21 protein-coding genes are annotated in these 21,925 nt (G+C 71.8%); 15 read left to right on the top strand and 6 right to left on the bottom strand.

Annotated elements, in window-relative coordinates:
• The first annotated feature begins 7 nt into the window (after positions 1-7).
• From KVS71_RS04550 to ccsB, 3 genes are read left to right on the top strand one after another with little or no spacing between them, the layout of a single operon-like run.
• A complete protein-coding gene (locus KVS71_RS04550; protein ID WP_060921716.1) occupies positions 8-775 on the top strand; it encodes a cytochrome c biogenesis CcdA family protein in 768 nt (255 codons plus the stop codon).
• A gap of 16 nt (positions 776-791) precedes the next feature.
• Positions 792-2,573 (top strand): cytochrome c biogenesis protein ResB, encoded by a 1,782-nt coding sequence (locus tag KVS71_RS04545; protein WP_144880672.1) that lies wholly within the window; start codon positions 792-794, stop codon positions 2,571-2,573.
• Between the two features lie 9 nt (positions 2,574-2,582).
• The gene (gene ccsB / locus KVS71_RS04540) at positions 2,583-3,566 is read left to right on the top strand and encodes a c-type cytochrome biogenesis protein CcsB (protein WP_105949304.1); all 984 of its coding nucleotides are present in this window, start codon (positions 2,583-2,585) and stop codon (positions 3,564-3,566) included.
• Between the two features lie 106 nt (positions 3,567-3,672).
• On the opposite strand, the gene KVS71_RS04535 is transcribed toward ccsB, so the two are convergent.
• The 3 genes from KVS71_RS04535 to KVS71_RS04525 all read right to left on the bottom strand — a co-directional run bounded on the left by KVS71_RS04535 (position 3,673) and on the right by KVS71_RS04525 (position 9,137).
• Entirely contained in the window at positions 3,673-4,263 is a 591-nt protein-coding gene (locus KVS71_RS04535; protein WP_254635465.1) for a 2'-5' RNA ligase family protein, read from the bottom strand.
• A 123-nt stretch (positions 4,264-4,386) separates the two neighbouring features.
• Positions 4,387-6,354 carry a YhgE/Pip family protein gene (locus KVS71_RS04530; protein ID WP_217584015.1) on the bottom strand — a complete coding sequence of 656 codons (1,968 nt, stop codon included), beginning with the start codon at positions 6,352-6,354 and terminating at the stop codon, positions 4,387-4,389.
• Positions 6,351-9,137, bottom strand: coding sequence for an efflux RND transporter permease subunit (locus KVS71_RS04525; protein WP_105949306.1), 2,787 nt, complete (start codon positions 9,135-9,137; stop codon positions 6,351-6,353). Before KVS71_RS04525 ends, KVS71_RS04530 begins: the two co-directional genes overlap by 4 nt.
• A gap of 129 nt (positions 9,138-9,266) precedes the next feature.
• On the opposite strand from KVS71_RS04525, the gene KVS71_RS04520 reads away from it, so the two are divergent.
• Positions 9,267-9,893: a TetR/AcrR family transcriptional regulator gene (locus KVS71_RS04520; RefSeq protein ID WP_025104438.1), complete on the top strand. Its 627-nt coding sequence runs from the start codon at positions 9,267-9,269 to the stop codon at positions 9,891-9,893.
• Here KVS71_RS04520 and KVS71_RS04515 read toward each other — a convergent pair.
• On the bottom strand, positions 9,890-10,876 hold the full coding sequence (locus tag KVS71_RS04515) for an o-succinylbenzoate synthase (RefSeq protein WP_105949307.1): 987 nt from the start codon (positions 10,874-10,876) through the stop codon (positions 9,890-9,892). The two genes, KVS71_RS04520 and KVS71_RS04515, sit on opposite strands and share 4 nt — an antisense overlap.
• Before the next feature lie 89 nt (positions 10,877-10,965).
• Between KVS71_RS04515 and KVS71_RS04510 the strand changes: the two genes are divergently transcribed.
• From KVS71_RS04510 to KVS71_RS04460, 11 genes are all read left to right on the top strand, one after another.
• Positions 10,966-11,298: a PadR family transcriptional regulator gene (locus KVS71_RS04510; RefSeq protein WP_105950747.1), complete on the top strand. Its 333-nt coding sequence runs from the start codon at positions 10,966-10,968 to the stop codon at positions 11,296-11,298.
• A gap of 1 nt (position 11,299) precedes the next feature.
• A complete protein-coding gene (locus KVS71_RS04505) occupies positions 11,300-12,262 on the top strand; it encodes a permease prefix domain 1-containing protein (protein WP_105949308.1) in 963 nt (320 codons plus the stop codon).
• 5 nt (positions 12,263-12,267) lie between these two features.
• Positions 12,268-13,209 (top strand): 1,4-dihydroxy-2-naphthoyl-CoA synthase, encoded by a 942-nt coding sequence (locus KVS71_RS04500; protein WP_105949309.1) that lies wholly within the window; start codon positions 12,268-12,270, stop codon positions 13,207-13,209.
• A 15-nt stretch (positions 13,210-13,224) separates the two neighbouring features.
• A complete protein-coding gene (locus tag KVS71_RS04495; RefSeq protein ID WP_217584013.1) occupies positions 13,225-14,376 on the top strand; it encodes an AMP-binding protein in 1,152 nt (383 codons plus the stop codon).
• 105 nt (positions 14,377-14,481) lie between these two features.
• Positions 14,482-15,273, top strand: coding sequence for a class I SAM-dependent methyltransferase (locus KVS71_RS04490; RefSeq protein ID WP_105949310.1), 792 nt, complete (start codon positions 14,482-14,484; stop codon positions 15,271-15,273).
• Between the two features lie 54 nt (positions 15,274-15,327).
• Positions 15,328-16,509 carry a sensor histidine kinase gene (locus KVS71_RS04485; protein ID WP_105949311.1) on the top strand — a complete coding sequence of 394 codons (1,182 nt, stop codon included), beginning with the start codon at positions 15,328-15,330 and terminating at the stop codon, positions 16,507-16,509.
• On the top strand, positions 16,506-17,141 hold the full coding sequence (locus KVS71_RS04480; protein WP_060922342.1) for a response regulator transcription factor: 636 nt from the start codon (positions 16,506-16,508) through the stop codon (positions 17,139-17,141). The genes KVS71_RS04485 and KVS71_RS04480 overlap by 4 nt, the downstream gene beginning before the upstream one ends.
• Before the next feature lie 168 nt (positions 17,142-17,309).
• Positions 17,310-18,071 carry an ABC transporter ATP-binding protein gene (locus KVS71_RS04475; RefSeq protein ID WP_136051761.1) on the top strand — a complete coding sequence of 254 codons (762 nt, stop codon included), beginning with the start codon at positions 17,310-17,312 and terminating at the stop codon, positions 18,069-18,071.
• Positions 18,068-19,528 carry an ABC transporter permease gene (locus KVS71_RS04470; protein ID WP_217584011.1) on the top strand — a complete coding sequence of 487 codons (1,461 nt, stop codon included), beginning with the start codon at positions 18,068-18,070 and terminating at the stop codon, positions 19,526-19,528. Before KVS71_RS04475 ends, KVS71_RS04470 begins: the two co-directional genes overlap by 4 nt.
• A gap of 18 nt (positions 19,529-19,546) precedes the next feature.
• On the top strand, positions 19,547-20,206 hold the full coding sequence (locus tag KVS71_RS04465; protein WP_217584009.1) for a 2-phosphosulfolactate phosphatase: 660 nt from the start codon (positions 19,547-19,549) through the stop codon (positions 20,204-20,206).
• A 26-nt stretch (positions 20,207-20,232) separates the two neighbouring features.
• Positions 20,233-20,775 carry a DUF3054 domain-containing protein gene (locus KVS71_RS04460; protein WP_082750066.1) on the top strand — a complete coding sequence of 181 codons (543 nt, stop codon included), beginning with the start codon at positions 20,233-20,235 and terminating at the stop codon, positions 20,773-20,775.
• A gap of 31 nt (positions 20,776-20,806) precedes the next feature.
• Here KVS71_RS04460 and KVS71_RS04455 read toward each other — a convergent pair whose 3' ends face one another.
• The gene (locus tag KVS71_RS04455) at positions 20,807-21,295 is read right to left on the bottom strand and encodes a SprT-like domain-containing protein (protein WP_060922339.1); all 489 of its coding nucleotides are present in this window, start codon (positions 21,293-21,295) and stop codon (positions 20,807-20,809) included.
• 44 nt (positions 21,296-21,339) lie between these two features.
• A complete protein-coding gene (locus KVS71_RS04450; protein ID WP_025104424.1) occupies positions 21,340-21,867 on the bottom strand; it encodes a hypothetical protein in 528 nt (175 codons plus the stop codon).
• Positions 21,868-21,925: the final 58 nt, after the last annotated feature.

Genomic DNA, 21,925 nt, shown 5'->3' with positions numbered 1-21,925 from the left:
GGTCGTCGTGAACCCCGACGCGATCATCGGATCCGGAGCCCTCTGGATCGCGGTCCCGGTGGCGATGCTCGCCGGACTCGTCTCGTTCCTCTCGCCGTGCGTGCTCCCGCTCGTTCCGGGGTACCTCGGCTTCCTCGGGGGAGCCGTCACGCCGCGGAACACCTCGACGACCGGCGGCGGTACCACGCAGACGGCGACGCGCAGCCGCCTCGTCCTCGGCGTGCTGCTGTTCATCCTCGGCTTCACCGTGGTCTTCATCCTCTACACGGTGCTCGGCGGCACCGCCGGCGTGTTCCTGCTCCAGTGGGGCGACCTCATCACCCGCATCCTCGGCGTCGTCATCATCGCGATGGGCCTGGTCTTCCTCGGGCTCTTCGGGTTCGCGCAGAAGGAGCTCCGCTTCCATGTCGACTCAAAGGCCGGCATGGTCGGTGCCCCGCTCCTCGGCGTCGCGCTCGGCATCGGCTGGGCGCCCTGCATGGGCCCCACGCTCGCCGCCATCCTGGCGCTCTCCTTCAACGCCGGCGACCCCGTCCGTGCGGGCTTCCTCGGCCTCGCGTACTCCCTCGGCCTCGGCATCCCGTTCCTGCTCGTGGCGCTCGGATTCGGCTGGGCGACCAAGGCCATCGGGTTCCTGCGCCGCCACATCCGGGTCGTGAACATCCTGGGCGGCGTGCTGCTGATCCTGCTCGGTGTCCTGATGGTCACCGGCCTGTGGACCGACATCATGTCGCGGCTGACGGCGGTGATCGGCAGTGTCATCCTCCCGCTCTGACCGCTCCGAGACGACCATGACGAAGAACAAGAGTGCCGTGACCAACGACTCCAGCGATCCGCTCCGCCCGTCCGACCACGTCGACGGCGACGACACCATCACCCAGCCGCGGCTCGGCTTCGTCGGCTGGCTGCGGTGGGGGTGGCGTCAGCTCACCTCGATGCGCACGGCGCTCGTCCTGCTGCTCGTTCTGGCGATCGCGGCGATCCCCGGATCGATCTTCCCGCAGCGGATGGCCGACCCGAACGGCGTGACGCAGTGGGAGCGCGACAACCCCGATCTGTTCCCGGTGCTCGACGGGCTCAAGCTCTTCGACGTGTACCTGTCGCCCTGGTTCTCGGCGATCTACCTGCTGCTGTTCACCTCGCTCGTCGGCTGCGTCATCCCGCGCATCAAGCACCACGCCAAGGCGTTGCAGGCCCGCCCGCCGCGCACGCCCGCGCGGCTGCGACGTCTGGAGGACTACCGCGCCGTCACCCGCGACACCGTCGCCGACTCCGGCACGCGCACGGGGGACGCCGCCGCGGAGGCCGCCGCCTCGATCGACGTCGCCACGAAGCAGCTCAAGGCACTCGGCTACCGCGTGGAGCGCTACGACCGCGGGCACACGTACTCGGTGTCGGCCGAGCGCGGCTACTGGCGGGAGACGGGCAACCTGCTCTTCCACCTCGCCCTCGTCGGTGTGCTCGTGACGATCGGCGTCGGCGGCGGCTTCGCGTACACGGGCCAGCGCGTGCTCGTCGAGGGGGAGACCTTCGCGAACACGCTGCTCGACTACGACTCCATGAACCGCGGGCGCTTCGTGGCCGACGACTCCTTCGCGCCGTACTCGATGCGGCTGGACTCCTTCGACGTCACGTATCAGCCGTTCGGTGAGCCCGGCTCCGGCCAGGCCGGGAACTTCTCCGCGAACATGACCATCCAGGAGAACGGCGAGGAGCGCGAGGGCGCCGTCAAGGTCAACGAGCCGCTGGGCGTGGCCGACGACGACGTGTTCCTGCTCGGCAACGGGTACGCCCCGACGGTCACCGTGCGCGACCCCGAGGGCAACGTGGTGTTCCATAACAGCACGCCGTTCCTCCCGCAGGACAACAACATGACCTCGCTCGGCGTGCTCAAGGTGCCGGACGGCCTGGCCGAGCAGGTGGGCCTCGTCGGCTTCTTCTACCCGACCACCGGCGTGCTCGACACGGGCGCCTTCTTCTCCGCCTACCCCGACCTCACCAACCCGACACTCACGCTCGACGTGTACACGGGCGACCTCGGGATCAACGACGGCGTGCCGCGCTCGGTGTACGTGCTCGACACCTCCGACATGACCAAGCTCACCGGACGCAGCACCGACGTCGAGTCGATCGAGCTGTCACCGGGTGAGACCGCGCAGCTGCCGAACGGCCTGGGCTCGGTCACCTTCGACGACGAGTCGCCGGAGGGCGCCACCGACTCCTCGGAGTCCGTCAAGCGCTTCGCCTCCCTGCAGATCCACCGCGACGAGTCCGGGGTGTTCGTGCTCGGGTTCGCACTGCTGGCGCTCGGCGGCCTCATGCTCGCCCTGTTCGTGCCGCGTCGGCGCGTGTGGGTGAAGGCCACCGCGGCGGAGGGCGCCGTCGACCTCGAGTACGCGGCCCTGGCCCGAGGGGAGGACCCCACGCTCGCCCGCGCCGTGGACGACCTCCGCGCCGGTCACGCCCGGCTGCTCGACGCCGCGGGCGGCACGATCGCCCGCACCCCTGAAGACGCCGACGAGGACGCCGCGGACGCCGCCGCGGACCCCGCGGCCCCGGCACCCGGAAAGTAGACTGACACCATGCTCGAGCTCAACGTGATCTCGCCGGTCCTGCTCTGGACGGCGATCGCGATCTACGCGGCGGCCTTCGTGGCCTATGCCTTCGATCTCGCGCGTCGCTCGCAGGCGACCGCCGACGCCCACACCGTCCGTGAGGGCGAGCTCGTGGCCGCCGGTCGTTCCGGTGGTGCCGTCTCCGCTCCGCTCGATGCGACCGGAGCCCCGACGGCGGCGCCGCAGCGGTTCGTCATGGCCCGCATCGGCACCTCGCTCACCGTGCTCGGCTTCGTGTTCCACCTCGCGGCGACCCTCACCCGCGGTATCGCCGCGGGACGGGTGCCCTGGGCGAACCTGTACGAGTTCGCGATGGTGGGGACGCTGCTCATCATCGCCGTCTACCTCGTGGTGCTCACCCGCCTCGACCTGCGCTTCCTCGGCACCTTCATCACGGGCCTCGTGGTCGTCCTCCTGGGCCTCGGCGCGACGAACTTCTACGTCGAGGTCTCGCCGCTGATGGACCCGCTGAAGAGCGTGTGGCTCATCATCCACGTGTTCGTCGCCTCGCTCGCGACCGCGTTCTTCGCCCTCGCCTTCGCGCTCTCGGTGATCCAGCTCATGCAGGCGCGACGCGAGCGGCTGCTCGGCGAGGGGGCGGCGAAGACCGGCCCCGGCTTCCTGCGGACCTTCCCGCCGGCGGAGCGGCTGGAGAGCCTGGCGTACCTGTTCACGATCATCGGCTTCATCCTCTGGACCTTCACGCTCATCGCCGGATCCATCTGGGCGTACTACGCGTGGAGCCGCTTCTGGGGCTTCGACGTGAAGGAGACCTGGACCTTCGTGATCTGGGTGCTCTACGCCGGGTACATCCACGCCAGGGCGACGCGCGGCTGGCGCGGCAACCCCTCGGCCTGGCTCTCGATCGTCGGCTTCACCGCCGTGATCTTCAACTTCACCATCGTCAACGTCTTCTTCAAGGGCCTGCACGCCTACTCCGGCCTGAGCTGAGGGCGCCGAGCACAGCTTCGGAGGTCGCGAGGGACACGCCGCCGGGCGGGGCTCGGTCACGGCGTGTCGTCCGCCATCTCCGAAGTCGTGCCCGCCGGAGCAGGGCTCAGGCGCCGAGGGGGATGACCTCGGCGTGCTCGACGCCGCCCTCGTACCAGACGAACTCGGCCTCGGTGACGACCTCCGTCGGGACGGGTGAGAGCGGACGGACCTGGGTAGCGGCGAGCTGCTGCCATGTCTCGGGATCCAGCGTCTTGCCGTAGAGCACCGAGAGGTGGAAGGTCCAGTCCTCGACGGAGAGCTCGTCGAGGCGACGGAAGTCCGTCGGCCGGAGCACCTCCGTCAGTGAGGCGTATGCGTGCACGAGGGCGGGCGTGCGGGCGAGGCGCAGGATCACGATCTGCCACGGCGCGGGGAAGACGTCCACGGCGTCGGCGGTGAGCTCGAGAGGACTCTGTTCCGTGGCCCAGGCGCGGATCACGGCTCGCAGCTCCTCCCGACGCTCCGGCTCGAAGAAGCCTCGAAGCGTCACGTGCTCCGTGTGCGGATGCCGCAGCGGTGTGTCCAGACGACCGAGCGCAGCCTCCTGGATCGCCCGGTATTCCACGGCGACGGCCCCCTTCGGCCGGAGGACGAGATACTGCTGCCCGTCGAGGCCCGCGAGCTGGTCCGGAGTGTCCATGAACGGTCGGCGCATGGCACGAGGGTACGGGGTATCGCCGTCGTGTCCGGGCACAGTCTCGGAGATCGGACCCGACACGCCGCCGGAGCGGGCTGTCCGGCGGCGTGTCGTGCGTGATCTCCGAAGTCGTGCCCGGGGTCAGGCGGTGACGACGGCGCGCGCCGTGGTCGTGCGGCGGACCGCGACGACAACCGTCGTGGCGACGAGCGAGAGCACGCCCCAGACGACGAGGGCGGCGACGGCGGCCCCGCTCGCCTCCACGAGACCCGCGAAGGCCGGTGCGGTCGGGAGGGCGGCCCCGATGCTCGCGAGCCAGTCGGGCACGGTCGAGATGAGTCCCGTCGCCACGGCGATGACCCCGATCAGTGCGGCGATCCAGCGTCCGACGCCGCCGAACACCGCGACGAGGGCCTGGTTCACCGCGGCGAACACCACCCCGGCGAGGACGGCGGTCCCCGCGAACGCCCACCACTCCGCGACGTCGTAGTCGGCCACGATCTGCACGATGAGCGAGACGAGCAGACCCTGCGCCGCGCCGATCGCCGCGGCCGGCCAGAACGCGCGGACGGTGAGGGAGGCGGAGGAGCGTCGTGAGGTGAGGGTGCGCGCCGTGTGGGCACGGAGCACGAGGAAGGACGCGAGACCGCCGAACCACAGCACCACCGCGGTGAGCAGCGGGATCGCGGTGGGGCCGAAGAGCGAGCCCATCGAGGAGTCGGTCGCCACGGGGTCGGCGATCACCGACGCCAGCGACGTCGACTCCTCGTCGCTGAAGGACGGGAGGGAGTCGGCCGCGGTGCGCAGTCCGCCCGCGAGATCGCCGGTGCCGGTCGCGAGGGTGTCGAGACCGGTGGCGAGCTCCGTGCTGCCGTCGGCGAGCTGGGTCGCGCCGTCGGCGAGCTGCGTCGCGCCCGACGACAGCGCCCGCGCTCCCGCGGCCGACTGATCCACGCCCTCTGTCGCGAGGCGGTTGAGCCCGCCGGCGAGCTCGGTCGCCCCGGCGCCCGCCTCGCCGAGCTGGGTGGCGAGCGTGGAGAAGGACGCGGGAAGCGCGGCGATTCCACCCGCGACCTGGGGGCTGTTGAGGATGCCGGAGGCGGTCCCCGCCGACTTCGCCGCTGCCGCCGCCTTCGAGGCGAGGTCCGAGAGCTGCCCGCACTCCGCCGAGTCCGGGTCGGCGGCGCACGCCGTGGCCGCCATCGTCCCGAGACCCTGTGCGACCGTGGCCGAGTCCGTCGCGGCCGACTTCGCCGACGCGCCCGCCGACTGGATGCTACCGGTGAGCTTCTGGACGCCGGCGACCCGGCCCTGCAGCTCAGTCGCCGCGGAGGTGAGTCCCGCGCCGATCGTCCCTGCGCCGGTTGCCGCCTGCCGCGTCTGCCCCGCGATCGTGTCGAGGCCGGACGCGAGCGTCGAGGCACCGCTGCCCAGCTCTCCGGCACCCGCGGCGAGTTGCGTCGCGCCCTCCGGGAGGGCCGCGGCGCCGGTCGCCGCGTCACGGGCACCCTGCGCCAGCTTCAGGGCCCCGTCCGCCGCATCGCCGATCTGGTCGCCGATGGTGGTGAAGCCGACGAGGATGTTCTCGGTCGTGGCCTCGGACAGGGTGGTGCCGAGCGTCGAGGCCGCCACGTCGGCGATCTGCCCGGTGATGAGGTCGTCCGCCACGAGGCCGTCGTCGGGCGTCGTCACCTGGATCGTCGCCTGCTCCGCGTCCCCGCCGCCGTCCGCGACCGCCTGACCCGCGGAGGTCGCCGCGGCCGAGAAGTCCTCGGGGATCGTGATGACGGCCTGGTAGGTGCCGTCGGCGAGCCCGTCGGCGGCGTCCTCCTCGTTGGAGATGACCCACGTGAGGTTCGAGTCGAGATCGTCCGACCCCTCGACGAGGCCGGACGCGAGCTGTCGCCCGAGGGGAGCGGTCTGGCCGTCGATCTCGACGGGTTCGTCGAGGTTCACGATCGCCGCGGTCATGGAGTCGAGGCGCTCGGTCGGGTTGTAGAGCGCCGCCATGAGGATGCCGCCGATCGCGGCGGGCAGCAGCAGGACGCCGAGGACGGTGAGCCAGGTGATGGGCTTGCGTGAGCGGGCACGCTCGAGGGGGAGGGTCATGCGGGCACCTCGGTCGTTTCTGCGGCGCTCGGGCGGGGCGCGCGCGTGTCGAGTACGTCGGCGGACGGCCATCCGGCGTCCGCGAGGAGGGAGCGGGCCGCGTCGGGGTCGGCGGCCGTGGCGAAGACGGCGAGCTCTCGGCGCGACCTCGCGTCGCGCAGCATCGCGGCGACCTGGTCGCGCTCGCCGCCGCGGAGCCGGTCCGCGCCGTCGATCACCACGAGCTCGGAACGGCCGCGGAGGGCTTCGCGGAGGTCGGCGAGCACCGGGGCGTCGTCACCCGGGAGCACGCAGCCCACGTGGGAACGGACCCAGGCCGCCCGACCGGGGAGCAGGTGCCCGGCGACGCGGAGGCGTCCGTCGGCCGGAGCGATGCGGGCGCCGACCGTGAGCGCGAGGGCCCGCAGCGTCCCGGCGTCCGCGCCGCTCGCGACCAGGGCCGCGCCGGGTGCGAGCCGCAGCGACAGTCCCTCCGTCGCCGCGGGGCCCGCGCCGAGCTCCAGGTCATCGGCTGCGACGAGCGACCCGTCGCCCGGCCACGCCTCGAGGTGCCGTTCGCGTTCCACCGCCTCGCCCTCGATGTCCACCCGGGGGAGGATCCGCTCGAGCCACGACGGGATCTCCCACGCGCGCTCCCCGAGGATCGCCATGAGCGCCGGGATCAGCGTCATGCGCACGAGGAAGGCGTCGAAGGCGATGCCGGCGGCGAGTCCGAGGGCGATGGGCTTGAGGGAGGAGTCGCCCTCCGGCACGAAGGCGACGAACACCGCGAACATGATGAGGCCGGCCGCCGTGACGACCTTCGCCGAACCGGTGAACCCGCTCCGTACCGCGCGCAGAGCTGCGGCCCGTCGGGTGGCGCGGTTCACCGATCCCGCACCCTCGCGGAGGTCGGGATCGTGCACGAAGTCCTCGCGCATCCGCGACACGAGGAACACCTGGTAGTCCATCGCCAGGCCGAAGAGCACGCCCATGAGGATGATCGGCATGAAGCTGATGATCGGGCCGACCTTCGCGACGTGCAGGAGGTCGGCGAACCAGCCCCACTCGAAGACCGCCCCGACGACGCCGAAGGCGGCGACGATCGACAGCAGGTAGCCCGCCGCGGCGGTGATCGGCACCCAGAGGGAGCGGAACACGATGGTGAGGAGGATCAGCGAGAGACCGATCACGAAGATCCCGAACGGCAGCAGAGCCGCCCCGAGCTGATCCGAGATGTCGATGCCGACGGCGGTGAAACCGGTGACCTTGAGGTCGATGCCGAACTCGTCCAGCCACTCGTCGTGGTGGCTGCGGAGCTCGCGCACGAGATCGGCCGTCGCGGGGTCGTCGGGAGCCGTCTCCGGGATGATCTGGACGATGCCGGTGTCGGCGGTCTCGTTCGGCGTCGCGAGGGCGACCTCCTTCACGCCGGGAACCTCGGCCACTGCGTCTCCGAGGTCCTCCATGAGACCGAGCGGATCGGTGGAGGTGACGATGGTGCCGGTGAGGATGAGGGGGCCGTTGAACCCGGGGCCGAACTGCTCGCCGACGAGGTCGTAGTTCTGTCGCGCCTCGGAGTCCTTCGGCAGGACGCCGGCGTTCGGCAGGGCGAGGTCGAGGCTGAGAGCGGGGACGGCGACGATGCCGAGGCCGAGGACGACCGCGAGGGAGACGAGGACGGGGTGCTTCGTCACGCCCTCCACCCACCGACGGCTGCCGCGGGGCTTCGTGACGGCGTCCTTCGCGGGCGCCTTCTTCGGGGCCTTCGCGCGCTTCGGTCGTCCGGCCACGCGGCCCTTGAGGAATCCGAGCAGGGCCGGGGTCAGTGTCACCGCGATCGCCACGGCGACCGCGACGGCCACGGACGCCGCGACGCCCATGGTGGTGAGGAACGGGATGCCCGCGAAGCCCAGGCCGATCAGCGCGATGAGCACGGTGACGCCGGCGAAGACGACCGCCGACCCGGCCGTGCCCACGGCCCGTGCGGCCGACTCCTCGGGTTCCACGCCGTCCCTGACCTGGTCCTGGTGGCGCGCGACGATGAAGAGCGCGTAGTCGATCCCCACCGCGAGTCCGAGCATCAGGGCGAGCAGCGGCGTGGTGGAGGAGACGGTCGCGAAGGCGGTCGCCGTGAAGATCCCGGCCATGGAGATGCCGACACCGAGGATCGCGGTGAGCAGGGGGAGTCCGGCGACCACGAACGACCGGAACGTGACGATGAGCACGAGGAGCGCGATGAGCAGGCCCACCGCCTCGGTGAGGGTGACGCCGGGGATCGAGATCGCGAAGAGGTCGCCGCCGAGAGAGGCCTGCGCACCGTCGGGGAGCTCTGCCGCGAGCTCGCCGACGGTGGAGCGCAGGGCGTCCTTGGTCTCCTCGGAGACGTCGGTGGACTCACCGTCGAACTGCAGGCGCACGATGGCCGCCGTGCCGTCGTCGTTGATCATGCCGTTGACCATCTCGTCGTACGGCGAGGTGGCGGCGAGGACCTCGTCGAGGTCGCCGAGCTCCGACACGGCATCCTCGATCGGCTCGCGGTACTCGTCATCGGTGATCTCGTCGCCGTCGGCGGCCACGACGATGAACTGCGCATTCGTGCCGCTCACCTGCGGGAAGGAGCGGGAGAGCTGCTCGAGGCCGGCCTGGGACTCGGTCCCGGGGATGGAGAACGTGTTGTCGGTGCCGGCGCCGAGGACCACGGCTCCGGCTCCGGCGATGCCGAGGGCGAGGAGCCAGGAGACGAGGACGCGCCACGGGTGACGGAAGGACCAGCGTCCGAGGGACGAGAGGAGTGTGGACACGCGAATCTCCGTGGGGTGCCGGGTGGATACACAGGTGTATCCGATACATAGATGTATCGTAAGGTCATCCGCCATCCGGAGTCTGTGCACCGGGTGTGAATCGTCGAGAGGGAAGGCCAGGAGGTTCCGATGTCGTCACCCGCCACCCGCAGCCGGGAGAACACGAAAGCGCGTCTGCTGGAGGCCGCCGCGCAGGTGTTCGCCGAGGTCGGCCTGGACGGGGCCTCGGTCGAGGCGGTCTGCGAGCGCGCCGGCTTCACGCGCGGGGCGTTCTACTCGAACTTCGACTCGAAGGACGAGCTGTTCCTGACCCTCGCGGCCGGGGTTGCCGACGCGAGGGTGGCAGCCGTGCGGACTCGCGTGGAGCAGATGCGGGCGGACGGCGAGCTCGCCGACGACTGCGACCCGAAGGATCTCGTCCAGCAGATCATGGAGCTCGGCAGCGACGACCGCCTGGGCGTGATGCTCATGAGCGAGATCCGCATCCGCGCCCTCCGCGACCCGCAGTTCGGCGAGGCCTACCTCGCCCAGGAGCGCGAGATGGTGGCGAGCATCGCGCGCATCGTGGAGGACATCGTGGAGGCGGCGGGCACGCTGCGTCTTCGGCTACCCGCGACCGATGCGGCGCGCATGCTCATGATCCTCTGGGAGGGCATGACCGTCCGCGGTGCGATGGCCGGTCGTGACGACGCGGCCCTGCGGCACTCCGGCGGCGAGGAGCTGGGGCGGCTCGTGGAACTCCTCGTCGAGTCCTAGGCGCTGCGGGCTGCAAGCAGCTCGTGGTGGCAGCGGGCCAGTCGGGCCAGCCACCATTCCCGACGCTCGTCCGCGGCGGCGAGCCGGGTGAGCGCTGCCGGGTCGGGGGACAGGCGTCCCACCGGGATCGCGCCGTCCACGGGGCGGAGGTCGGCGACGTCGTCCTGGAACAGGGAGGCCGTGCCCAGACCGCAGTCGTAGTCGAGGGTGGGGAGCGCGGCGGCCAGCGCGGCCCCCTGCGACAGGCCGATCGCGGTGTCCAGGGCGCTGGAGACGACCGCGGGAAGGCCGGCCGCGGTGACGATCTGCAGGGCATGGGTCAGGCCGCCCAGGGGCTGCGCCTTGATGACGACGATGTCCGCCGCGCCCGCGCGGGCGACGGCGAGGGGGTCGCCGGACTTCCGGATGCTCTCGTCCGCGGCGACCGGGATCCCCATGTAGGCGATGCGCCGGCGCAGCTCGACGAGCTCGGGCACGGAGGCGCAGGGCTGCTCGATGTACTCCAGGTCGAAGACGGCGAGGGCGTGCACGGCGTGCTCGGCCTCATCGACGTTCCAGAGGCCGTTCGCGTCGATCCGGATGCGGCCCTCCGGCCCGAGCGTCTCCCGGACAGCGCGGACCCGGGCGACGTCGTCCGCCAGTACCTGTCCCGGCTCGGCGACCTTGACCTTCGCGGTCCGGCATCCGGCGAAACGCCCGAGGACCTCGGGCACGCGGGTGGCGTCGACGGCGGGCACGGTGGCGTTCACGCCGACGCGGTCGCGCAGCGGTGCGGGTTGGGGGGCGTACGCGTAGTCGATCGCGGCCGCCAGCCAGGTCGCGGCCTCGGCGTCGTCGTACTCGACGAACGGGGAGAACTCGGCCCAGCCCTCCGGCCCTTCGAACAGCAGGGCCTCGCGGGTGTCGACGCCGCGGAAGCGGGTCTGCATCGGCAGGGCGACGACGCGGGCGGAATCGAGGAGCTCCGTGACGGCGGGGATCATGACCCCATTGTGCGCCACGACCCTCGACAGGATGTCGCGCGTATATGTGCCGTTGACAATGGTGTGTGACGCACACTACTGTGATCGACATGAACGAGACGCTCGACACGCATCTGCAGGAACTGCGCCGCGGCACCGTGGTGCTCGCCTGCCTGCAGCTGCTGCGCACGTCGGAGTACGGGTATGCGCTGCTCGAGCAGCTCGAGAGTCGGGGCTTCGCCACCGATGCGAACACGCTCTACCCGCTGCTCCGTCGTCTGGAGAAGCAGGAGTACCTCACGAGCGAGTGGAACACCGACGAGGCCCGGCCTCGCAAGTTCTACCGCACCTCGGAAGCCGGGGCCCGGCTCGCCGACACCCTCACCGACGAGTGGCGCGCGCTGACCGCCGCGATCGCCTCTCTCACCCCCGAGGAGAACTGACATGACCCCCACGAGCACGCTCACCGAGCGCTACATCAGCGCCACGATCCGCAGCCTCGCGCCGGAGGCGCAGGGCGAGGTCCGCGCCGAACTCGAAGCGGCCATCGCCGACGCCGTCGACGCGCGGCGGGAACAGGGCGAGAGCCCGGAGGAGGCGGAGCGCGCCGTCCTCACCGACCTCGGCGACCCGGGCATCCTCGCCGCCGGATACGCCGACCGACCGCTCCACCTCATCGGTCCTCGGTACTACCTCACCTGGTGGCGGCTGCTGAAGCTGCTCCTGTTCATCGTGCCGCCGTTCGCCGCGGTGGGCGTCGCGATCGGGCAGCTGATCAACGGCGGCGGACCCGGAGAGGTGATCGGCGCGGTCGTCTCGGTCACGCTGTCGGTGATCGTGCACCTGTGCTTCTGGGTCACGCTCGTCTTCGTCGTGCTGGAGCGCACCGGCGCCGACACCGGCGTGCGCTGGAACGTGGACCAGCTTCCCGAGCCGACGGAGCACGGGGCCGCCCGCGCCGACGTGATCGCCTCGCTCGTGTTCCTCCTCGCCGGCATCGGCGCGATCGTGTGGGACGCGACGCTCGGATTCTTCCCGACCGGCGGCGACCCCATCCCGATCCTGGCGCCCGCGCTCTGGCCGGTGGGCATCGGCATCCTCCTCGCGCTCATGATCGCGGAGGCCGTCCTGGCCGTCGCCGTGTACGCGCGTCGGCGGTGGACCGTCGCCGCGGCCGTCGTGAACACCGTCCTCGCCGTCGCCTTCGCCGTGTGGGCCCTCACCCTGCTCCTGCAGGGCGAGCTCCTCAACCCGGCCTTCCTGGAGTTCGTGTTCACGGACGACGGGGTGGATGCCGACACCATGCGCGTGCTCACGGTGATCACCGGGGTCTGCCTCGTGGCCTTCCCGGCCTGGGACATCGTCGACGGGTGGATGAAGACGGCGCGTGCCCGGGGAATAGGCTGAAGATCGTGACCGATGCCTTCGTCTCCGACCTGTTCGATCCCGCCGAGTGGGAGCTGGCGCCCGGCGCCGAGCACTACACCGACATCACGGCGCACGTGAGCCGCGACGGCGGGGTCGCCCGCATCGCCTTCCACCGGCCGGAGGTGCGCAACGCCTTCCGCCCGCACACGGTCGACGAGCTCTACCGGGCGCTCGACATCGCGCGACAGGACGCGCGTATCGGCGCGGTGCTGCTGACCGGCAACGGACCGAGCCCGAAGGACGGCGGGTGGGCGTTCTGCTCCGGCGGTGATCAGCGCATCCGCGGGCGCGACGGGTACAAGTATGCTTCGACAGGCTCAGCAACCCAGGGGGATGGCACAGCAACCCAGGGGGAAGGAGCCGCCCCCGCTGTCGGGCGGCTGCACATCCTCGAGGTGCAGCGGCTCATTCGGTTCATGCCGAAGGTCGTCATCGCCGTGGTCCCCGGGTGGGCGGCCGGCGGCGGGCACTCGCTGCACGTGGTGTGCGACCTGACCATCGCGTCGGCCGAGCACGCGCGCTTCAAGCAGACGGACGCCGACGTCGGCAGCTTCGATGCCGGGTACGGCTCCGCCTACATGGCCCGGCAGACGGGGCAGAAGTTCGCGCGGGAGGTGTTCTTCCTCGCCGAGGAGTACTCGGCGCAGAGGGCCTACGAGGCGGGCGCCGTGAACCGCGTCGTGCCGCACGCCGAGCTCGAGCGCGAGGCGCTGAAGATGGCGCGCACCGTGCTGACGAAGTCGCCGACCGCGATCCGGATGCTGAAGTTCGCCTTCAACGCCGTCGATGACGGGCTCGTAGGGCAGCAGGTGTTCGCCGGCGAGGCCACGCGTCTCGCCTACGGCACCGACGAGGCGGTGGAGGGGCGGGATTCGTTCCTCGAGAAGCGCGCCCCCGACTGGTCCTCGTTCCCCTGGCACTACTGAGCCGGAGGGACGATCGTGACCGCCCTCATCCCGACCGACGCCGAAGACACCGGGCTCCTGCGGGAGGCGCTGCTCCGGGCTCTCGACGAGGGGCCGGCTCTCGGCTTCGGCATGCTCGCCGATGCTCCGGCGGAGGTGGACGACGGCATCGCCGCGGTCATCGCGACCTCCGGATCCAGCGGCGTCCCGAAGCGGGTGGCGCTGAGCGGCGAGGCCCTGCGGGCGAGTGCGGAGGCCACCGCCGCCCGGATCGGCAGCGGTCGCTGGCTGCTCGCTCTCCCGGCCGGCTACGTCGCGGGGCTGCAGGTGATGGTGCGGTCGATCCTCGCCGGCACCGAGCCGACCCGGATCGAGGGGCGGTTCACCCCGCGGGCGTTCGCCGAGGCCACGCGGAGCATGCGGCACGTCACGACCGCGGGCGTCTTCCCCGCCCTCTACACCTCCCTCGTCCCGGCGCAGATCGCGACGCTGCTCGACGCGAGTACCGAGCCGGGGGTGCTCGCGGCGCTGCAAGCTTACGAAGCCATCCTCGTCGGGGGCCAGGCGCTGCCAGAGCCGCTGCGGGAGCGGGCGGCCGACCTCGGAGTGCGTCTCGTGCGGACCTACGGCTCGACGGAGACCAGCGGCGGCTGCGTGTACGACGGCGTCCCGCTCGACACCGTGAACGTCCGGGCGGTCGACGGCGAGCTGCGGATCGCCGGCCCCATGCTCGCGGAGTGCTATCTGGGCGACCCGGCACTGACCGCGCGCACGTTCGTCAGGGACGAGCACGGCATCCGCTGGTACCGCACCGGCGACCTCGGGCTCCTCGAGGACGGGGTCGTGCGCGTGCACGGTCGCGCGGACAACGTGATCGTGTCGGGCGGCATCAACATCTCGCTCGACCGGGTGGAGCGCATCGTGCGCGCCGTGCCCGGGCTGCATCAGGCCGTGGTCGTGGCGGTGTCGGATGACCGCTGGGGGGAGGCCTCGGTCATCGTCGCGGCGCGCGGGGAGGCCCTGCGGCGCAGCGAGTCCGAGCAGCTCGCCCAGGCCAGGGAGGCGGTGGCCGGCGAGATCGGCGCCCACGCCCGTCCGTCCCGCCTGATCCTCGTGGACGAGCTCGACGTCCTCTCCTCCGGCAAACCCGACCGCGAGGCGATCCGCCGCATGGTCGCCTCCCTCTAGCCCGTCGACCCACCCCTTTCGCGCCGACCCGGCCCCTTCCGGACGGCCGCAAGGGGCCGGGACACACGGAAAGGGGTGGGTCGGCGGGAGTGCCAGACTGAGGGCATGGCCTCGTACACGCATGGACACCACGAATCCGTCCTCCGCTCGCACAGTGTGCGGGACATCGCGAACTCGGCGGCCTACCTTCGACCGCACCTCACGGCAGAAACCCGGCTCCTCGACGTGGGAGCGGGACCCGGGTCGATCACGGTGGACTTCGCGGGTGTGGTCGCGCACGTCACGGCGACCGAGATCGACGATGCTGCGCTGTCCCTCTCCCGCGACCTCGCCGCCGCGCGAGGCGTCACGAACATCGCCTTCTCCGTCGAGGACGTGCACGCGCTGAGCTTCGCCGACGACTCCTTCGACGTCGTGCACGCGCACCAGGTGCTGCAGCACGTCGCCGATCCGGTGCAGGCGCTGCGGGAGATGCGCCGGGTCGCGAAGCCCGGGGGGCTCATCGCCGCCCGCGACGCCGACTACGCGGGCTTCCTGTGGTTCCCGGTGCTCCCGGAAATCGACCGCTGGCTCGCGCTGTACCGCGCCGCCGCCCGGGCGAACGGCGGAGAACCGGATGCCGGCCGCCGCCTCCTGGCCTGGGCGCGGGCGGCGGGCTTCGAGGACGTTTCGGCGACCGCGTCGACCTGGTGCTACGCGACGCCGTCCGAGCGCGCCTGGTGGGGCGGGATGTGGGCCGACCGCATCCTGGAGTCGGCGCTCGCGCGGCAGCTCGTGGACCAGGAGATGGCCTCCGCCGCCGACCTGCAGGAGATCAGCGACGCCTGGAAGCGCTGGTCCGACGACGGCGACGGCTGGTTCCTCGTGCCGCACGGGGAGATCCTCGCCCGCGCCTGACGGATACATCCCGCGACGGATGCCAGTCCCCGCGCGCTCGCGTAGCGTGGGGGAGTGATCCGTCCGCTGTCCCGTACCGGCCTCGTCCTCGACATCGTCGGGGCGGTGCTGCTGTTCGCGCTTCTGACGCCGCTCGGGGTCGTGTTCTATGCGCCCCAACCGGACCTGGCCGGGTCCTCCGCGGTCAACGTCATCGGTCTGATCTCGTCGTCGGTGTTCCTGTTCGGCGGTGTCGCGATCGGACGCCTGGCCCCCGGTCTTGCGCTCGCCGCGGCCTGGGCCGGCGCCATCGTGCAGATGCTCGCCGGGTTCGGGCCGCTGCCGACCGACTTCGCGATCCTCCTCGTGCTGTACGCGACCTCCGCGTGGGGCACCCGCCGCGTGCTCTGGTGGGGGTTCGGATCGGTGATCGTCGGCGGCATCGTCGCCGCGCTGTACATGGTCGTCGTCGGGGGCGTCATGTTCGGCTCCGGCAGCGGATGGGAGCTCGTGACCGGCGGCACCCTGCTCGTCGCGGCCTCCATCATGGCGCTGGGGTTCGCGTGGGTGTGCGGTCTCCTCTGGCGGGTCGTGCTGCGCAACCGGCGCACGCGTTCGGCGCAGCTGCAGGCCGAGGCCCTGGCCGCCGAGGAGCAGGAACGGGTCCGCATTGCGCGGGACATGCATGATGTCGTGGCCCACTCGCTCGCGGTCGTCATCGCCCAGGCTGACGGTGCCCGCTATGCCGCGGCGGTGAAGCCGGAGATCGCGACGGAGGCCCTCGGCACGATCGCGCAGACCGCCCGCGGAGCCCTGAGCGACGTGCGGATGCTCCTCACCCAGCTCCGTCATCGGCAGGGGGACGGTCCGCAGCCGACCCTCGCCGACCTCGAGACGCTGTTCGCCCAGGTGCGCCAGGCCGGCATCGAGCCGCGGGTCACCGTCGACCCCATGCCCCCGGGGGAGCCGCCGGGGGCCATCCAGCTCGCGGTCTACCGGATCCTCCAGGAGGCGCTGACCAACGCGATCCGCCACGGCGACGGCGCGGTGGACGTGCATCTCGCATGGCTCCCCGATCGCGTCGACATCGAGGTCCGCAACACCGTCTCGCCGGAGTCGACGCCGGGGACCCCCGGAGGACACGGCCTCATCGGCATGCGCGAGCGGGCGCAGCTCGTGGGCGGTAGTCTGCAAGCCGAGCGCCGTGGTGCGCAGTTCGTCGTCCAGAGCAGCCTTCCGATCGGAGCCCCGCAGTGATCAGAGTCGTGCTGGTGGACGACCAGGCGCTGTTCCGGGCCGGGATCCGCATGCTCGTGGCCTCCCAGCCGGACCTCGAGGTCGTGGGGGAGGCGGGGAACGGGCAGGAGGCGCTCGCCGTGGTCGCCGCGACCCGGCCCGACGTGGTCCTCATGGACATCCGGATGCCGGTCATGGACGGGCTGACCGCGACCGCCGAGATCCTGTCCCGTCCGGAGCCCCCGCGCATCGTCATGCTCACCACGTTCGACCTCGACGAGGCGGCGGCCCGGGCGATCCGGCAGGGGGCGAGCGGCTTCCTCCTCAAGGACGCCGATCCGGAGTTCCTGCTCGCCGCGATCCGCACCGTGCACGCGGGATCGAGTGTGATCGCGGCCTCGGCGACCCGGGAACTGTTCGAGCACTTCGCGGAGGCTCCGAAGCCCGTGCCGCCGCAGTACGCCGAGCTGACGGAGCGCGAGCGGGAGATCTTCGCGCTCGCCGCCCGGGGACTCTCGAACGCCGAGATCGCCGCGCGGGAGTTCCTCAGCGAGGCCACGGTGAAGACCCACATCAGCCGCATCCTCACGAAGCTCGCGCTCCGCGACCGCGTGCAACTCGTCGTGTTCGCGTTCGAGCACGGCCTCGCCTGACGCCGACCCACCCCCTTCCGTTCGACCCGGCCCCTTGCGGCGGCCCGTAGAGGGGTGGGAGGCGCGCAAGGGGGTGGGTCGGGAGGACGCGGGATCATCCTCCCGATGTAGCGGGATGCTCCCGGCGGGCGACGCGGGGGCCGGGGGCGCGGAAATAGCGTCGTGGACATGGAGATCACGACCACCGACCTCGGGCTCGCCGCCCGCGTCCAGCACCTGAAGAAGACCTACGGTTCGGGCGAGGGCACCGTCCGCGCGCTCGACGATGTGAGCGTCGGCATCCGCCGCGGACAGTTCACCGCCATCATGGGTCCGTCCGGATCCGGCAAATCCACCCTCATGCACATCATGGCCGGCCTCGACAGTCCGACGGAGGGGCGGGCGTGGATCGGCGACACCGAGATCACGGGTCTCGGCGACCTCGACCTCACCATCCTGCGCCGCCGCCGCGTCGGGTTCATCTTCCAGGCGTTCAACCTCGTCCCCACGCTCGACGCCCTCGGCAACATCCTGCTGCCGTTCGAGCTCGACGGCCGCCGCCCCAGCGCCATCGAGCGGGCACGGATCGACGGCCTCATCGAGACGCTCGGCCTCGGCAAGCGCCTCGGCCACCGGCCGCACCAGCTCTCGGGCGGACAGCAGCAGCGCGTCGCCATCGCCAGAGCCCTCGCCACCGCCCCCGACCTCGTGTTCGCGGACGAGCCCACGGGCAACCTCGACTCCCAGACCGGACGGGAGGTGCTGCGCCTGCTCGCGTCCGCCAGCCGGGAGCATGGCCAGTCCATCGCGATGGTCACGCATGACGCGATCGCGGCGAGCCACGCCGACCGGGTGCTCTACCTCGGCGACGGCCGGATCGTGGCGGATCACCCGCGGCAGACCGCGGAGCAGATCTCGGCCTACATGCTCGCCGCGGAGGTGTCGGCATGACCGCGCTCGCCACGGTCGTCCCGGAGACGCGGACGACCGGACCCCGGCTGGCCTGGCTCCGTGACCGCGGCATGGGCGCGAGCGTCCTCGTCGCGGCGCTGTCCTCGGCGTTCGGCGTCTTCCTCGTCGAGATCACGGCCTACATCGGCGCCGTCCTCCAGGCCGATCCGTTCATCGGCGACAGCGGCACGCTCGCGGTCGTCGTCGCGATCCTGTCGGTGCTGCTCACCGCCGTCGCGATGTACGTGGCCGCGATCGTCACGGCGAACACCTTCTCGACGATCATCGCGGGACGCACCCGGCAGATCGCGCTCATGCGTCTCATCGGGGCGACGGCGCGTGCGCAGCGGGCGGAGGTCGGCCGGCAGGGCCTCGTCGTCGGGCTCCTCGGCGCAGGGCTCGGCCTTCTCGGCGGATTGCTCCTCTCTGCGGCGGCCGTCCAGCTCGGCGGACAGCTCGTCGCCACCTCACCGTCGTCCTTCTCGCTCGCCCAGCCCGCTCTCGCCCTCCCGGCGATCGGTGTCGCGCTCACCACCTGGGCGGCCGCCTGGGTGGGTTCGCGTCGCGTGCTCGCGGTGACGCCGCTGCAGGCTCTGGGCGGCGCGGTGGAGCGCACGCGCGACGAGGTCTCCGGGCGGAAGGGCCGCCATGTCGGGGCCTGGGTGCTGCTGATCTCCGGCGCGGCTCTGCTCGCCGGCGGCGTCGTCCTCGGACTCGTCACACCGCTCGGTGTCGTGGTCGCGTTCTTCGGCGGCATCCTCTCCTTCACCGGACTCGCCCTGGGGTCCGTGCTGTTCATGCCGCCGGTGCTCCGGCTTGTGGGGCGCCTCTTCGGCTCGAGCGCGACCGCGCGTCTCGCGGCCGAGAACGCTCTGCGGTACCCGGAGCGGTCGTCGCGGATGGCCATCGGCGTCGTCATGGGCGTGACCCTGGTGACCATGTTCGCGGTGGCGCTGGAGTCGTCGAAGCGCCTGATGACCAGCCAGACCACGGAGGAGATCCCGGCCGAGTTCTTCGCGCCGTACGACGCCTTCGCGGCCATCATGATGGTGCTCGTCGCGGTGTCGGCCGTGATCGCGGCCGTCGGCCTCGTCAACCTCCTGACCATCGGCGTCGTGCAGCGGCGCCGCGAGCTCGGACTGCTGCGCTCGATCGGTCTGTCCAACCGCCAGGTGCGCCGCATGGTGCTGCTGGAGGCGACGCACATCACGGTGGCGGCGACCCTCACCGGTCTCGTGCTCGGGGTGCTGTACGGGTGGATCGCGGCGCAGTCGCTGCTCGGCTCCGTGCCCGTCCTTCCGGAGTTCACGCCCGCCGGGTTGCTCGCCCCGCAGGTGCCGTGGCTCCCCGTGGTGATCATCGTCGCCGCGACCGCGCTGCTCACGCTCGTGGCCGCCGCGACGCCGACGCGACTGGCGACCAGGGTGGCTCCCGTCGAGGCGCTCGCGGCCGACTGACGGCTCTAGGCTGGACGGATGCCGTCGCCGTTCGATCAGTCCCCGTATCAGGTCCGACTCGACTGGGGGGTGTCCGGGCTCGCCCGTCTCGCCCCGGCCGATGTCGTCGTGGTGATCGACGTCCTCCGGTTCTCCTCGACGGTCGCCGATGCGGTGGCCGCGGGAGCGGAGGTCGAGCTGGCCGGAGCGCTCGACTGGTCGCGGAACGGGGCGGTGGTGGCGGCCGCCGCCCCGACCGGCGCCACGGTGCTGTTGGGAGCGATCCGCAACGCCGGTGCCGTGGCCAGGGCCGTGCAGGTGGAGCAGGAACGCCGCCAGGGTCGCACCTCGGTGGCGCTGATCCCGGCCGGCGAGCTCGATGCCGCGGGCGAGCTGCGCGTCGCCGTGGAGGACCAGCTCGGGGCCGGAGCGATCGCCGCGGCGCTCACCGATCTCGGCATCGACCACACGGCCCCGGACGCCGCGGTGGCCGCAGAGGGCTTCCGCGCCCTGCGGCGTGCGCTGAAGCACCTGATCGGGGCGACGGGCTCCGGACGCGAGCTGCAGGCCGGGGTCTCCGCGACGGACCGGATCCGGGCCGCCGGACTGGTGCCGACGAGCACCGCCGACGCGGCCGTCCTGGATGCGGTGGACGCGGTCCCCGTTCTGCGCGACGGGCGGTTCACGCGCTTCGAGTGAGCACGCGATCCGCGTAGGGTCGAGGAATGAGGTTCCTCCCCGCTCTCCTCGTCGATGCCGTCCTCGTCCTCGTCTTCGCCGCCATCGGCCGCGCTTCCCACCAGGAGGACCCGGCAGGGTTCCTCCTCACGGCCTGGCCCTTCCTCGTGGCCCTGCTGCTGGGACACGCCGCCGCGCTGCTGCTCCCTGGACGGCCGCGTCGGCCGTGGTCGCTGCCGTGGGGCGCGGTGGTCTGGGCGGTGACGGTCGTCGGCGGGATGCTGCTGCGGCTGGTCAGCGGCGACACCGCGGAGCTGCCCTTCATCATCGTCGCCACGCTCGTGCTCGGCGCGTTCCTGCTCGGCTGGCGTGGTCTCGCCGCGCTCGTCCGTCGACGCCGCAGCCCTCGCGAGACCGAGACCGAGAGCGGAACAGGACTTCCCGCGGCTGTCGACTCCGCGGCGGACCCGGACGCAGCCGCGGAGCCTGCTCCGACGGCCGCTGACGCGGACGCGGAGGACGCCACGCCTGCCGAGGGGGACACCTCCGCTTCCGAGGAAAAGCCGCATTCCGGCAGCTCCTCCGACTGAAGCGGGAGCGGCGGCCCCGCTCCCTCGGCCCTCAGCGCGGGGCCTGCGCGGCGAGGCGGGCGTCGGTCGTGATCTCGCGACGCGTCCAGGCGAACAGGTGCTGGGCATCGAACGTGCGGGAGCAGCGGGCGCAGGACGTGGCCCGGCTCGGGCGGCGGTGTCGATACGTGACATGACCGGCCGGGCAGCGGCCCACCCACGGAGCGAGCTCGACGGCGGTCTCCCCGCGGTGCGTCGTGCCGCCGACATAGCCCAGGTCGCGGGCCACGCGCTTCCAGGTGGGGCCGTGGGCGGCCTGGTGCCCGGCGAGGGCGTGGGCCACCTCGTGCAGGAGCACCTGATGGATCTCGTCGTCCTCGAAGCGGGCGGCGAGATACCGCGATACGGTGATGCGCTTGCGTGTGTAGTCGCACTGGCCGGCGCGACGCTTGGCATGGTCGAAGTCGAACGACCAGCTGTCGTCGAGATGCAACCGGATCAGTGCCTCGCCCCAGACGCGCACGCGGTCAAGTTCCGCCATGCGCTCAGGCTAAGGCATGCCGCGGACACTCGGGCGCAACGACGTCAGCCGGCGACGAGCTGTGCCGGACGACGGCGCTCCACGGCCTCGATGGCGAGGAGCACGGTCTCCAGCTCCCGGTCCTCCGCGCCGGACTCGCGCCGCAGGAACAGCGACTGCTTGAAGCTCTCCCGCGCGGTCTCGTAGTCCTCGGCGTCGTAGGCGTTCTTGCCGTGGTGCTGATAGGCGAAAGCGGCGATCGACAGCCAGCGCTGCCCCTCCGCCTCCGCGGCGCAGGTCGCCAGCTCCTGCTCGGCCGCGGCGTATGCGCCCCGGTACTGCAGGATCGTCGCGTGCAGCACACGGGCGCGGAGCACGTCCTTGCGGGTGCCGGCCATCCGGGCCTGCCGCACGGCTTCGTCGGCGAGCGCGAGGGCGTCGTCGAGGCGTCCCAGCACCTTCAGCAGCCAGACCCGCTCCAGCAGGGCGGGAAGGCTGCGCTGCTCCTCGATCTCGGCCAGGCGTGCCGCGCACTCGTCGAGATCGACCTGTTCGCGGAGGCTCTCCCGGTCGTATCCCCGGATCAAACTCATTGCTCTCCTTCCGCGCGTCCCCGCACCTGTCCCCGTCCAGTCTGCCTGCCGCTTCCGC

The sequence above is a fragment of the Microbacterium sp. GbtcB4 genome, from assembly GCF_019091465.1.
GTDB lineage: Bacteria > Actinomycetota > Actinomycetes > Actinomycetales > Microbacteriaceae > Microbacterium > Microbacterium paraoxydans.
This window is presented reverse-complemented; position numbering and strand designations above follow the sequence as displayed.

What these genes read in the sequence shown, in the direction of transcription:
- KVS71_RS04545 (WP_144880672.1), top strand. Translation starts at nt 792, where the DNA reads ATGACGAAGAACAAGAGTGCCGTGACCAACGACTCCAGCGATCCGCTC.
- ccsB (WP_105949304.1), top strand. Translation starts at nt 2,583, where the DNA reads ATGCTCGAGCTCAACGTGATCTCGCCGGTCCTGCTCTGGACGGCGATC.
- KVS71_RS04535 (WP_254635465.1), bottom strand. Translation starts at nt 4,263, where the DNA reads ATGCGCCGACCGTTCATGGACACTCCGGACCAGCTCGCGGGCCTCGAC.
- KVS71_RS04530 (WP_217584015.1), bottom strand. Translation starts at nt 6,354, where the DNA reads ATGACCCTCCCCCTCGAGCGTGCCCGCTCACGCAAGCCCATCACCTGG.
- KVS71_RS04520 (WP_025104438.1), top strand. Translation starts at nt 9,267, where the DNA reads ATGTCGTCACCCGCCACCCGCAGCCGGGAGAACACGAAAGCGCGTCTG.
- KVS71_RS04515 (WP_105949307.1), bottom strand. Translation starts at nt 10,876, where the DNA reads ATGATCCCCGCCGTCACGGAGCTCCTCGATTCCGCCCGCGTCGTCGCC.
- KVS71_RS04510 (WP_105950747.1), top strand. Translation starts at nt 10,966, where the DNA reads ATGAACGAGACGCTCGACACGCATCTGCAGGAACTGCGCCGCGGCACC.
- KVS71_RS04505 (WP_105949308.1), top strand. Translation starts at nt 11,300, where the DNA reads ATGACCCCCACGAGCACGCTCACCGAGCGCTACATCAGCGCCACGATC.
- KVS71_RS04490 (WP_105949310.1), top strand. Translation starts at nt 14,482, where the DNA reads ATGGCCTCGTACACGCATGGACACCACGAATCCGTCCTCCGCTCGCAC.
- KVS71_RS04475 (WP_136051761.1), top strand. Translation starts at nt 17,310, where the DNA reads ATGGAGATCACGACCACCGACCTCGGGCTCGCCGCCCGCGTCCAGCAC.
- KVS71_RS04470 (WP_217584011.1), top strand. Translation starts at nt 18,068, where the DNA reads ATGACCGCGCTCGCCACGGTCGTCCCGGAGACGCGGACGACCGGACCC.
- KVS71_RS04465 (WP_217584009.1), top strand. Translation starts at nt 19,547, where the DNA reads ATGCCGTCGCCGTTCGATCAGTCCCCGTATCAGGTCCGACTCGACTGG.
- KVS71_RS04460 (WP_082750066.1), top strand. Translation starts at nt 20,233, where the DNA reads ATGAGGTTCCTCCCCGCTCTCCTCGTCGATGCCGTCCTCGTCCTCGTC.
- KVS71_RS04455 (WP_060922339.1), bottom strand. Translation starts at nt 21,295, where the DNA reads ATGGCGGAACTTGACCGCGTGCGCGTCTGGGGCGAGGCACTGATCCGG.
- KVS71_RS04450 (WP_025104424.1), bottom strand. Translation starts at nt 21,867, where the DNA reads ATGAGTTTGATCCGGGGATACGACCGGGAGAGCCTCCGCGAACAGGTC.